Source organism: Glaciecola sp. 1036, assembly GCF_050306235.1.
Taxonomy (GTDB): domain Bacteria; phylum Pseudomonadota; class Gammaproteobacteria; order Enterobacterales; family Alteromonadaceae; genus Glaciecola.
This window is the reverse complement of sequence record NZ_JBLWFH010000010.1, coordinates 108,103-120,360: the sequence shown is the minus strand read 5'-3', so window position 1 is coordinate 120,360 and position 12,258 is coordinate 108,103. Positions and strand designations below refer to the sequence as shown.

Here is a 12,258-nt window from a genome sequence, read left to right as displayed (position 1 = left end):
ATGAGTAAGCATATTTTAGTAGTTGATGATTCACCATCGATTCGTCAAATGGTTCAAGTGACACTAAAATCGGCAAGCTATCAAGTTACCACTGCCGAAGATGGGCAGGCCGCGCTTGATATGTGTAAACGTATGCAATTTGATTTCGTTATCACTGATCAAAACATGCCACGAATGGACGGATTAACGCTAATCAAGTCGTTAAGAGGTTTAGGGTCTTACCGTTCAACTCCGATTGTTGTGTTAACCACTGAAGCTAGCGATAGCATGAAAGCCCAAGGAAGAGCGGCTGGGGCTACTGGGTGGATGGTGAAGCCATTTGATCCTCAGAAACTCCTAGCTGTCGCTGCAAAAGTACTTAACTAAGGCAGGCTTCTTATGTCCATAGACATGAGTCAATTCTATGGCGTCTTCTTTGAAGAAAGCCAAGAACATTTGGATGAAATGGAACATCTCTTGATGGAGATGTCCTTAGACAATCCAGACATTGAAGATCTCAATAGCATTTTCCGAGCTGCTCACTCCATCAAAGGGGGTAGCGGCGTTTTTGGTTTTGACGCCCTAACAGGCCTAACCCATGTTATGGAAAATATTCTTGATCTAGCACGTCAACAGCAGTTGGTAATTAGCAAACCCATTGTTGATCAGTTGTTGACCACAGTTGACACTCTAAAGAATATTTTGCATTGCTATCAAACCGAAGAAGAAATCGATTGGGAAGCAATTGAACAAGGTACTCAAGCCCTAGAAGCTTTATTGAAAAATGAAGAAACTGGTGAGTCCGCTGCGCAAGAAGATGGTTTTGGATTTTATGAAAATCCCATAGAAGGCGAAAGTGAAGATGAAGCCTTTGGATTTTTCGAAAATGAAGAAACAGTTGAAGAGGAGACCGCTTATGGTTTCTACGACGAAAAAGATCAAGATCAAGCAACCAAAACTTCTGCAGAAACTGAAGATGACGGCGCGGCATTTGGTTTCTTTGATGATGAGCCAGGCAGCGATAAAGTAGCTGAAACCAAAAACGAAGGGGATGAACAAGCCCCAGCAGCTGAAAAAGCGCCAGCAAAACCAGCCGCAAATGAGCAAAAACCTGCTGCCCCAGCAGCTACTAAAAGTGCGAAACCAGACGTTGCTGGACAGTCTAGAGGCGTTGCTGGACAGTCTAGCACTGTAGCCAAAAAACCCAGAGCTGACAGCAAAGAATCCAGCTCTATTCGGGTCGACACCAACAAAATCGACTCATTGGTTAACCTAGTTGGCGAGTTAGTTATTACCCAATCCATGATAAAAATCGTGGGTAAAGAAGTGCATGGCGAAACCGAAGAAAAGCTTGAAGGCGCCATCGGTGAGTTATCGCGAAACATTCGTGAAATTCAAGAAGCTGTTATGTCCATGCGCATGCTGCCAATGTCTTTTGCCTTTAACCGCTTCCCTCGTGTTGTGCGTGATCTTGCGGATAAATTGAAGAAAGACGTCAATCTAGTCATCGAAGGTGGCGGCACAGAGATTGATAAAGGGCTAATTGAGAAATTGGTCGATCCGCTAACCCATTTGGTTCGCAATAGTGTCGACCATGGTATCGAAATGCCCGATGTCCGTGAAAGCAGAGGTAAAGTCAAACAAGGTACCGTCATCCTAGGTGCAGAACAGCGCGGTGGAAGTATTTTAATTACCATCACCGATGACGGCGCAGGTCTAAACCGTGAACGTATTTTAGAGAAAGCTAAGTCAAACGGTCTTGATGTATCAGATGATATGCCAGATAGTGCAGTATGGCGTTTGATTTTTGAGCCTGGATTTTCTACAGCCGAAGCTGTTACCGATGTCTCAGGTAGAGGCGTTGGAATGGACGTGGTGCGCAGAAATATCGAATCTATCGGTGGTTCGGTAGAAATCGAAAGTCATGCCGGAGAAGGTTCAGTGATCACCATTCGTTTGCCGCTCACGCTTGCTATCGTTGATGGCATGTGCGTATCCGTAGCGGGCCAAACCTTTGTGGTTCCCCTAACTAATATTGTTGAATCCATGCAACCAACCCCAGACCAATTGAAACGTTTATCCAACGATCATCTGTTGTGGGTGCGCGGAGAATATTGGCCCTTGGTGCATTTACATAAAATGATGGGCATCGAAAATGCCATCGCAGAACCTTCCGATGCCATTGTGGTGTTAGTGGAAACTAGTCGTAAACGTTTTGGCATTCTAGTGGATAACCTTGAAGGCCAACAACAAGTTGTCATTAAGAGCTTAGAACAACACTTCAGACGAGTACCTGGGGTTGCAGGCGCAACCATTATGGGTGATGGCAGTGTAGCTATGATCTTAGATGTTGAATCAATCGCAAATGAAGTTAAGTCGCCAGCAGATCAGGAGGTGTCAGTTGTCAGTTAAAGAAAAAGTGTCTGAACAGCAGACCGAAAACGAAGAAAAGAAAGAGTTTTTAACCTTTGTGCTAGGCGATGAGAATTACGCCCTAGACATAATGACAGTAAAAGAAATTCGTGGCTATGAGCAGGTAACCAAAATAGCTAACGCGCCCAAGTACATTAAAGGTGTCCTGAATTTGCGTGGTGACATTGTCCCCATCGTGGATTTGCGAATCAAATTTAATGTCGGTAAAGCAACTTACGATGAATTTACCATAGTGATTATGTTAATGATTGGCGATCGTATTGTCGGCATTGTTGTCGATGAAGTCAGCGATGTTATCAAAGTAGGAAGCTCGGAAATTAAACCGCCACCGGAGTTTGGTGTGGCATTTGATAGTTCATACCTTCACGGATTAACCACCATCAAGGAACAGATGATCATACTAGTGAATATTCAAAAGTTAATCACTAGTGACGAACTAGCCCTTTACGATACAAGTGCAAAAGTGGAGCTTGAGTAAAATGAATGTTCTAAAACTGTTCGACAATATTAAATTACCCGTAAAGATGGGTATTTTCGCGCTACTATCTTTTGCAGGTCTAGCGCTACCTACCTATTACTACACAGAACTGTCTTATTCTAACCAAAGCTCCGCTGAACTAGAAGAAGTTGGGATTGAACCTGCGAGTCAAACTATTCAGTTACAAATTGCAGTTGCTGAACATCGTGGATTTGCATCAAACTTACTTCTAGGTGACTCAAGTGCAAACTCTGGTCTATCTTCAAGTGCCAAGGATGTTGACCAAATGTTCGACCGCATCCAAAGTTCAATAAATGCATCTGGATTAGGTAATGGCTTATCCAATGAACTAGCAAAATTAAATAGTAGTTGGGAATCCTTACAGCGTTCAGTAAGTTCTCGAAATATGTCTGTGAGTGAATCTTTAGTCGCCCATTCAAGCCTCATCAGTGACTTGGATTTGTTATTATCTCAAATCCTAAACACTTCTGGACTTAGCTATGATCCCGAGGCTTCGAGCTACCACTTAATTATCGCAAACTTGCAGAATCTTCCTCGCTTGGCAGATTCGTTGAGCAAAGTCAGAGCGACAGGTACGCAAGCTTTGAGTAATGGCAATCCGAGCGCTGCGGATAAAATCACTATTGATGGTTATCTGCGCAACCTTACTGCACCATTGCAAGATTATACATTGAATATGTCAGCAGCCGCTGATGCTGACAATAGGTTTACTTCTGGCGCCAAAGCAGCTTCAGATTTGCAAAATAGCATACAACGCTTAACTGATTTGACGCGTCAAGAAATCATCAATAAAGAAGTTCAAACCTACCCCAGTAGCTCGTATTTCAATGAGGTTAATGGACTAATTGTGCAATTACTTGATCAAAAAGCCAATAATGTCGACAGCTTGAAAATGGTGATTGACGAGCGCATCAGCAATATTGGTTCTAGTCGATTTACTACCTTGAGCATAATCTTGGGTTTATTGATCATAAGCTGTGTCATTGGCTTTGTGATTATTCGCTCAATTCAAACCTCTGCGAACAAACTAATCGGCAGATTTCAAAGCATTTCAGACAACAAATTTGATTTGGAATTTAATACCCATCGTACTGATGAAATGGGTATTTTAGAATCTGAACTGTCAAATTTAACAGACAAACTTAAAGTATCGGCTGAAGTTGCTGTGGAAGCATCTAAAGTAAAACAAGCCCTCGATGCTAGTTCTGCTGCTTTCATGATGACCGATAAAGACGGCTTAGTAACTTACATGAATGACGCCGTGTACAAGATGCTAAAAGCAGGCGAAGACGATATTCGCGAAACGTCTGCTCAATTTAATGTTGAAACTCTACTTGGCTCTCGAATTAGTACTATCAGCAACAATAGTGCATTACAAAATGCATTATTAAGCAGAAATGGTAAGGGAGAGGATTTACGTTTAGAACTAGGCAAAAGAACTTACCGCGTAACAGTATGCCCAATTTTAGATGACAGCAGACAAACTATTGGTTGTAGCCTCGAATGGCATGATATGACTGAAGTATTTAGCGAAGAACGCCGCATAAAACGTATGCTAGAAGCGCTAGAATGCACAAGTACAAACGTAATGATTGCCAATGCAGATCGAGAAATTACTTATCTTAACCGCTCAGTAAAAACCATGTTGAAAGCAGCGGAAGCAGATTTGAAAAAGGTGTTACCACACTTTAATGCGGATGCTATCGAAGGTCAAAATATGGATAGATTCCATAAAGATCCAAGCCATCAAAAATCTATGCTTGAAAGATTGTCATCAACTCACACCACACAAATAAACGTTGGCTCAAGAGTATTCCGCCTAATAGCTAATCCTATTGTTGGTAATGATGGTGAAAAAATTGGCTATGTTGTTGAATGGTTAGATCGCACTAAAGAAGTTGAAGCTGAACGTGAAATTGGCGAATTAGTTCAAGCCAGTCTTGAAGGTAACTTCGAAAAACGTGTGAAAGAACAGGGTAAAGAAGGCTTTATGCTGGCAATGGCACAAGGGTTAAATCAATTAATGACCACCACTGAAACAGGACTAAATGAAGTTGCTGACGTGTTGATGGCCATTTCTGAGGGCGATTTAACCAAACGTATCGACAGTCACTATAAAGGGACATTTGATAAGCTTAAAAATTACTGTAACACCACATCAGACAACTTAGTCAGTGTTATCAGCAAAATTCGTGAAGCCAGTGACACCATTAATAATGCATCTTCAGAGATCGCCTCTGGCAATGCTGATTTGTCGACCAGAACAGAACAACAAGCCTCCAGTCTTGAAGAAACCGCTTCAAGCATGGAAGAGCTTACCAGCACCGTAAGATTGAATGCGGAAAATGCGAACCAGGCAAATGGCTTAGCATCTCAAGCAACGACTGTGGCCAGTAACGGTGGTGAATTGATTCAAGAAGTGGTGGTAACCATGGGTTCCATTAATGAATCTGCGCAGAAAATCTCAGATATCATTGGGGTAATTGATGGCATCGCTTTCCAAACTAACATCCTTGCGCTTAACGCAGCGGTTGAAGCAGCCAGAGCAGGTGAACAAGGTCGCGGATTCGCGGTGGTTGCATCTGAGGTGAGAACCTTGGCTCAGCGCTCTGCAAACGCTGCAAAAGACATTAAAGACCTTATTTCTGACTCTGTTACCAAAGTTGAAAGCGGAAACGAGTTGGTTAGAAAGTCTGGTGAAACTATGAAAGAAATCGTCGTTTCAATCCAGCGCGTTAACGACATTATGAGCGAAATCGCCGCCGCGTCAGCTGAGCAAGCTACAGGTATCGATGAAGTCAGTAAAGCCGTTAGTCAAATGGATGAAATGACGCAGCAAAACGCAGCACTTGTAGAAGAGGCAGCAGCCGCGGCAGAAAGCATGCGCTCTCAGGCATCTGACTTAAATCAACGGGTAGGCGCGTTTAAACTAAATAACAGTGATGTTATCACTAAAGTGAAGGAATCTGAGCCAGATATGTTGTCTCAACAGTTTGAAGAACTGCCTTCCGTAACAACCACAACTAGTAGTAAAAAGAAAGAGCTTCCGGCAGCACCAAAAGCATCCCTTAATGCCATACCAGCATTAGCTGACGATGATGAATGGGAAAGCTTCTAATTTATGACAACAGCGAAAGTTGAGAAGAAAGAATTTGGGTATCATCCGAGCGATTTTGAAGCCGTTCGGGTGAGACTCAAACGTTTAACTGGGATAAATCTGGCTGATAGCAAAGACAGTATGGTGTATAGCCGACTCTCTAGACGTATCCGAGCCTTGAAATTTACCAATTTTGAGCAATACCTTAGCTATTTAGATAAAACTCAGAGTGAACACGAAGAGTTTGTAAATGCACTTACTACAAACTTAACTTCTTTCTTTCGCGAAATGCATCACTTTGAAACCTTGAAACAGCACATACAGGCAAATCGCCGTCCGATGAAAATTTGGTGTGCAGCATCTTCAACTGGTGAAGAGCCTTATTCAATTGCCATGACGGTAGTGGAAGCGTTTAACAGATTCGATGCACCTGTTGAAATTATCGCTTCTGATATCGACAGCAACGTATTAAGTAAAGCAGGTAGGGGTGTCTACCCGTTGAAAGAACTCGATGGTTTGCCCATTTCGCAAAAAAAACAGTTCTTTCACAAAGGCAAAGGTGCAAATCAAGGATTTGCTCGAGTAGTACCAGAACTGCGCAAATTAATTACTTTTAAACGGATCAATTTGATGGATGACAAATATGATGTGCCATCAGATTTCGACATTGTTTTTTGTCGTAATGTAATGATCTACTTTGATAAACAAACGCAACTTCAGATTTTAGGGAAGATTCTTCAGCATATGAAACCTAACGGTTTATATTTTGCTGGACATTCTGAAAATTTTTCTCACGTTAGCGCTCTATTGAAGCCTATGGGAAAAACTGTGTATTCACCTAGGGTGCAATAAATGTCAGGTGTATTTTCAGAGCATCTAGCTCCAAATCGCTATTTTGATAAAAACTTCAACATGAATGCGGTCAAAATTCTTCCTGGCGAGTATTACGCCACCAAGGAGAATACCCTAATTGTTACTGTCTTAGGTTCTTGTGTTTCCGTGTGCCTACGTGACCCTATTACTCGTATTGCAGGCATGAACCATTTTTTATTACCTGCGAATAAAGATACGGTAAATTTCGATTCTGATTCTGCACGATATGGTGTTTATGCAATGGAAGTCTTGATAAACCATATGATCAAGTTAGGCGCACCTAAACATCGATTGGAAGCCAAAGTATTTGGTGGCGGGAATGTCTTAAAGCAGCTAAGAATTAATACCGTTGGCGAACAAAATTCAGCCTTTATTCTTGAATATTTAAAAACCGAAAACATTCCCATAACAGCTAAGGATTTGCTGGGCGAATTTCCAAGAAAAGTGTATTTCTTCCCGCTAACGGGCGAAGTTAAAATTCGCAAACTTAAATCTATGCATAACTCCACAATTCTCGACCGTGAAAGCGAATACAGAGTTAAGGTTAATCGTCAGCCAGCATCAGGTGATGTTGACTTGTTTGATTGAGGTAATTTGTGACCATTAAAGTACTTGTTATTGATGACTCGGCGTTGATTCGCCGATTACTCGGAGAAATCATCAATCAAGCCCCTGGAATGACATTAGTGGGTTCAGCTCCTGATGCCTATGTAGCAAAGGAAATGGTAATTCGTTTGCAACCAGACGTAATTACTCTCGACATTGAAATGCCGCGCGTCGATGGATTGACATTTCTTGATAGGCTAATGAAAGCCAAACCCACCCCGGTTTTAATGATATCGACGCTAACAGAGAAAGGCGCTGACGCTACAATTCGTTCTATGGAACTAGGTGCAATTGATTTTATTGCCAAACCCAAGATCGATGTAGCCAAAGGAATTGATGCCTATCAAGCGGAAATTGTCAGTAAAATCAGAATGGCGGCCAAGGCAACACCCCGTCGCCGCTCTAGCAGCGTTAGTAAAACAGCTGCAATTCCCCTAGCCTACAAAGGAACTGAACTAATTGTAGGAATAGGTGCATCCACCGGCGGCACAGAGGCAATACGAGAAGTACTTCAGGGACTTTCACCTGCCTTTCCTGCAACTGTGATAACCCAACATATGCCACCCAATTTCACAAAATCTTTTGCCAAACGCCTCGATAGTTGCTGTGCAATACGAGTAAAGGAAGCAGAAGACGGCGAACGTTTGCTACCGGGGAATGCCTATATTGCACCTGGCGATAGACATTTAAAAGTAAAGCGTAGCGGTGCGGATTATCGAATCTTACTCGAAAATGGTCCTTTAGTCAGTGGCCACAAGCCTTCTGTCGATGTCATGTTTAACTCATTGGCCGATACCGTTGGCAACAATGTAGTGGCGACTATTTTAACGGGTATGGGCAAAGATGGCGCTGAAGGTTTATTAGCCCTTAAAAATGCGGGTGCTAGCACCATGGCGCAAGACGAAAAATCTTGTGTAGTCTTTGGTATGCCTAGAGTTGCTATTGAAGTCGGCGCAACTGATACCATAGTGACGCTTGATCAAATGAGTCAATACCTTTCAAAAGCTGTAGAGAAAAAAGGCGCAGGAACTCGTCTATAGAGACCGTTCAAGAAGAAAAAAGTCATTTTTTTGCTATTATTAATTACAGCGAGCAATTCAAGGAAGATGCTTCTAATTTATGTCATTGAAAAGAAAATAACCAATCTTCGGTGATTAGACCAGTAAATTGCTGAAAACTTGCATAGATCTGTGTTATTTTCTACACCATGACAAAATCAACGGAAAAACACTCAATTAAATTGGCACTTTTGCCACTTCGAGGTTTTTCCACGCATTTTATATGCAAACTTAGCTAAGTATTGATGAATTTATTGCTTATTAACGGACCCAACCTAAATTTATTAGGTAAACGTGAACCTGAAATTTATGGTAAGGCGTCTTTGAATGACCTTGTATCGGCACTGACCTCTTATGCTAAAGATAAAGGTGCCGAATTAAACCATTTTCAATCAAATGCCGAACATTTGATTGTGGACCAAATCCAACAAAGTATGGGAAAAGTCGATGGGGTTGTCATCAATCCAGCGGCCTTTACACATACTAGCGTAGCCATTAGAGATGCTTTTCTAGGGACCGGTATCCCTTTTATTGAAATTCATCTTTCGAATGTGTTCGCAAGAGAATCTTTTCGTCATCATTCCTATCTATCGGACATTGCTGCAGGCGTTATTGTAGGCTGCGGTACAAAAGGATATGAACTCGCGATAGATGCAATGATGCATCACTTACAAAAATAAAAATTATAGATCACAGCATTTAAAGGACAGTTTATGGATATCAGAAAAATTAAGAAACTGATTGAGTTAGTTGAAGAATCAGGCATTTCAGAATTAGAAATTACCGAAGGTGAAGAATCAGTACGCATCAACCGCGGTGTTTCTCATCAACCTGTACAATATGTTCAACATATGCCGCAGCAGCCAGTGCCAGCGGCACCAGCAGCTCCTGCAGCCCAACCTGCAGCTGCGCCAGTTGAAGCAGCGCCAGTGGTTTCTGGACATGTCTTAAAATCGCCAATGGTAGGTACCTTCTATCGCGCATCTTCTCCTGAAGCACAAGCTTTTGTAGAAGTGGGTCAAAAGGTTAAGAAAGGCGATACCTTATGCATCGTTGAAGCGATGAAAATGATGAATCAAATTGAATCAGATGCAGACGGGGTTATTAAGGAAATTTTGGTTGATAATCAAGAACCTGTTGAGTTTGATCAGCCACTCTTTATCATCGAATAAGGCGTATTCATATGCTTGATAAAGTCTTAATTGCAAATCGAGGCGAAATCGCCTTGCGTATATTACGCGCATGTAAAGAGCTCGGGATTAAAACCGTTGCGGCACACTCCACAGCCGATAGAAATTTGAAGCACGTACTACTAGCAGATGAGTCTATTTGTATTGGCAATGCACCTGCAAGCGAGAGTTATCTTAATATTCCGCGCATAATTGCAGCGGCTGAAGTCACAAATTCTATCGCCATTCACCCTGGTTATGGTTTCTTATCTGAAAATGCCGATTTTGCAGAGGCCGTTGAAAAGAGCGGTTTCGTGTTCATCGGTCCTAGAGCTGAAACTATCAATTTAATGGGAGATAAAGTGTCTGCCATCGCAGCGATGCGTAAAGCTGGCGTCCCTTGTGTTCCCGGTTCAGATGGTCCTTTGGGCGATGATATGGAAAAAAACCGCGTGATTGCAAAACGCATAGGTTACCCAATCATCGTTAAAGCTGCCGGTGGCGGTGGTGGACGCGGAATGCGCGTAGTGAGAAGTGAAAGTGAGTTAGCTTCTGCCATTTCTACCACCAAAAGTGAGGCCGGTGCCGCGTTTAATAACGACATCGTTTATATGGAAAAATTTCTTGAAAATCCAAGACACGTTGAAATACAAGTGTTGTCAGATGGCCAAGGAAATGCGATTCATTTAGGCGAGCGTGATTGCTCCATGCAACGCAAACATCAAAAAGTTGTTGAAGAAGCACCAGCACCCGGCATTACTCAAAGTATGCGTGAGAAAATAGGTGAACGTTGTCGACGTGCTTGTATTGAAATTGGGTACAGAGGCGCGGGTACTTTCGAGTTTTTGTATGAAAACGGTGAGTTTTATTTCATCGAAATGAATACGCGTATTCAGGTAGAACATCCGGTGACCGAAATGGTAACAGGTGTTGACTTGATTAAAGAACAGTTACGTATTGCTGCAGGACAACCACTTTCTGTTGACCAATCTCAGGTTAAAGTTAATGGCCATGCCATTGAATGCCGCATTAATGCTGAAGATCCTAAGACCTTCATTCCAAGTCCTGGTGAGATAAAGATGTTTCATTCTCCTGGTGGTTTAGGTGTACGTTGGGAATCTCATATTTACACGGGTTATCGAGTACCTCCTTATTATGATTCGATGATTGGAAAGTTGATTACCTTTGGTGAGAGTCGTGATGAAGCTATAGCCCGCATGCGACACGCGTTAAATGAGTTGGTGATTGACGGAATTAAAACCAATATCCCCTTACAACAAAAAATCATGGCGGACGAAAACTTCTTTAATGGTGGTACTAACATCCACTATCTAGAAAAGAAATTAGACGCGGAAGATTAATTTGACCACATCCTGCTGGCGCTAACATCAAGTGAATTTGATGTTAGCGCCAGTTTTACCCACAATTTTTTGCCTGGACTGTCCAGCATTATTTCATATCCACATCTTTTTGCCTGGACTGTCCAGTCAAAATCGAATCCATGCTTCGATATACCAAAAGGCGCGGTAAACTAGATATTCATCTTTCACTACTAGCCAATCCAAGTAAGTACGTGAGAGAATTGCTTTGTACTAAAACATAATGAGAGTTTTTAATGCCTTGGCAACAACTTAAAATCCACGTTAAAGCCGAATATGCAGAAGCAGTTGGCGATATGCTTACTGCCAATGCAGCCCAAGCTGTCACTTTTGTTGATGCAAAAGATACCCCCATGTATGAACCTAAACCTGGTGAAGTTATGCTTTGGCCAGATACACAAGTCATAGGATTGTATGAGGCAAAGTTTAATCTCGAACCAGTGATACAAAGGTTAAGTAAAGCAAAACTATTCCAAAATGAGTTTTTGTATACCGTTGACCAGCTTGAGGATAAAGATTGGACTAGAGCTTGGATGGATGATTTTCATCCAATGCAATTTGGCAACCGTCTTTGGATATGCCCAAGTTGGAGAACGGCACCTGATGAATCTGCGGTTAATGTTCTACTAGATCCTGGGTTAGCATTTGGCACCGGCACTCATCCTACTACATCTATGTGTCTAAAATGGCTAGACGGTCATATACTAGATAATAATTCGGTCATTGATTTTGGATGTGGAAGTGGAGTTCTTGCAATTGCAGCTCTTAAATTAGGCGCTTCAGAAGCGATCGGAATAGACATTGACCCCCAAGCATTAATTGCCAGCAAAGCTAACGCTGAAAAAAATGGCGTTGATTCAAACTTGACTCTCTATCTAGCTGAACATCAACCAAAAATTCAAGCAGATGTAGTAGTTGCCAATATACTAGCAGGCCCGTTAGGCGAGTTAAGCGATGTGATTAGTAGCCACTGTAAACCGAGAGGATGGCTAATTATGTCTGGCATTCTGGAAGAACAAGCTGAATCTGTAAAGAAACATTACGCACATCAATTTTCATTCGCAGACGACTTAATTGATGGAGATTGGGTAAGGTTGGTTGGTCAAAAGAAAGGAAATTAGTCAAGCGTTTTTTCTTTAAATTGTTTAAAAAATAAACTTTTCAA

Annotated in this window: 11 protein-coding genes; all 11 read left to right on the top strand. The window is 42.0% G+C overall.

Features of this window, described 5'->3' with window-relative positions:
* The 11 genes from ACNKW3_RS14835 (at nucleotide 1) to prmA (ending at nucleotide 12,214) form a co-directional block, all read left to right on the top strand.
* A complete protein-coding gene (locus tag ACNKW3_RS14835; protein WP_427400091.1) occupies nucleotides 1-366 on the top strand; it encodes a response regulator in 366 nt (121 codons plus the stop codon).
* A gap of 12 nt (nucleotides 367-378) precedes the next feature.
* On the top strand, nucleotides 379-2,391 hold the full coding sequence (locus tag ACNKW3_RS14830) for a chemotaxis protein CheA (protein WP_427400090.1): 2,013 nt from the start codon (nucleotides 379-381) through the stop codon (nucleotides 2,389-2,391).
* Entirely contained in the window at nucleotides 2,381-2,890 is a 510-nt protein-coding gene (locus ACNKW3_RS14825; protein ID WP_427400089.1) for a chemotaxis protein CheW, read from the top strand. The genes ACNKW3_RS14830 and ACNKW3_RS14825 overlap by 11 nt, the downstream gene beginning before the upstream one ends.
* Before the next feature lies 1 nt (nucleotide 2,891).
* Nucleotides 2,892-6,029 (top strand): methyl-accepting chemotaxis protein, encoded by a 3,138-nt coding sequence (locus tag ACNKW3_RS14820; protein ID WP_427400088.1) that lies wholly within the window; start codon nucleotides 2,892-2,894, stop codon nucleotides 6,027-6,029.
* A 3-nt stretch (nucleotides 6,030-6,032) separates the two neighbouring features.
* Entirely contained in the window at nucleotides 6,033-6,860 is an 828-nt protein-coding gene (locus tag ACNKW3_RS14815) for a CheR family methyltransferase (protein WP_427400087.1), read from the top strand.
* Entirely contained in the window at nucleotides 6,861-7,469 is a 609-nt protein-coding gene (gene cheD, locus ACNKW3_RS14810) for a chemoreceptor glutamine deamidase CheD (protein WP_427400086.1), read from the top strand.
* Nucleotides 7,470-7,477: 8 nt separating this feature from the next.
* On the top strand, nucleotides 7,478-8,527 hold the full coding sequence (locus ACNKW3_RS14805) for a protein-glutamate methylesterase/protein-glutamine glutaminase (RefSeq protein ID WP_427400085.1): 1,050 nt from the start codon (nucleotides 7,478-7,480) through the stop codon (nucleotides 8,525-8,527).
* A 263-nt stretch (nucleotides 8,528-8,790) separates the two neighbouring features.
* The gene (aroQ, locus tag ACNKW3_RS14800) at nucleotides 8,791-9,225 is read left to right on the top strand and encodes a type II 3-dehydroquinate dehydratase (protein WP_427400084.1); all 435 of its coding nucleotides are present in this window, start codon (nucleotides 8,791-8,793) and stop codon (nucleotides 9,223-9,225) included.
* Between the two features lie 33 nt (nucleotides 9,226-9,258).
* On the top strand, nucleotides 9,259-9,717 hold the full coding sequence (accB, locus tag ACNKW3_RS14795; protein WP_427400083.1) for an acetyl-CoA carboxylase biotin carboxyl carrier protein: 459 nt from the start codon (nucleotides 9,259-9,261) through the stop codon (nucleotides 9,715-9,717).
* Nucleotides 9,718-9,728: 11 nt separating this feature from the next.
* Complete coding sequence (gene accC, locus ACNKW3_RS14790; protein ID WP_427400082.1) at nucleotides 9,729-11,075, top strand: acetyl-CoA carboxylase biotin carboxylase subunit; 1,347 nt, start codon at nucleotides 9,729-9,731, stop codon at nucleotides 11,073-11,075.
* Nucleotides 11,076-11,329: 254 nt separating this feature from the next.
* Nucleotides 11,330-12,214 carry a 50S ribosomal protein L11 methyltransferase gene (gene prmA, locus ACNKW3_RS14785; protein ID WP_427400081.1) on the top strand — a complete coding sequence of 295 codons (885 nt, stop codon included), beginning with the start codon at nucleotides 11,330-11,332 and terminating at the stop codon, nucleotides 12,212-12,214.
* Nucleotides 12,215-12,258: the final 44 nt, after the last annotated feature.

Excerpts from the sequence above, each read along its gene's own strand:
- ACNKW3_RS14835 (WP_427400091.1), top strand. The coding sequence starts at position 1 with ATGAGTAAGCATATTTTAGTAGTTGATGATTCACCATCGATTCGTCAA.
- ACNKW3_RS14830 (WP_427400090.1), top strand. The coding sequence starts at position 379 with ATGTCCATAGACATGAGTCAATTCTATGGCGTCTTCTTTGAAGAAAGC.
- ACNKW3_RS14820 (WP_427400088.1), top strand. The coding sequence starts at position 2,892 with ATGAATGTTCTAAAACTGTTCGACAATATTAAATTACCCGTAAAGATG.
- ACNKW3_RS14815 (WP_427400087.1), top strand. The coding sequence starts at position 6,033 with ATGACAACAGCGAAAGTTGAGAAGAAAGAATTTGGGTATCATCCGAGC.
- cheD (WP_427400086.1), top strand. The coding sequence starts at position 6,861 with ATGTCAGGTGTATTTTCAGAGCATCTAGCTCCAAATCGCTATTTTGAT.
- aroQ (WP_427400084.1), top strand. The coding sequence starts at position 8,791 with ATGAATTTATTGCTTATTAACGGACCCAACCTAAATTTATTAGGTAAA.
- accB (WP_427400083.1), top strand. The coding sequence starts at position 9,259 with ATGGATATCAGAAAAATTAAGAAACTGATTGAGTTAGTTGAAGAATCA.
- accC (WP_427400082.1), top strand. The coding sequence starts at position 9,729 with ATGCTTGATAAAGTCTTAATTGCAAATCGAGGCGAAATCGCCTTGCGT.
- prmA (WP_427400081.1), top strand. The coding sequence starts at position 11,330 with ATGCCTTGGCAACAACTTAAAATCCACGTTAAAGCCGAATATGCAGAA.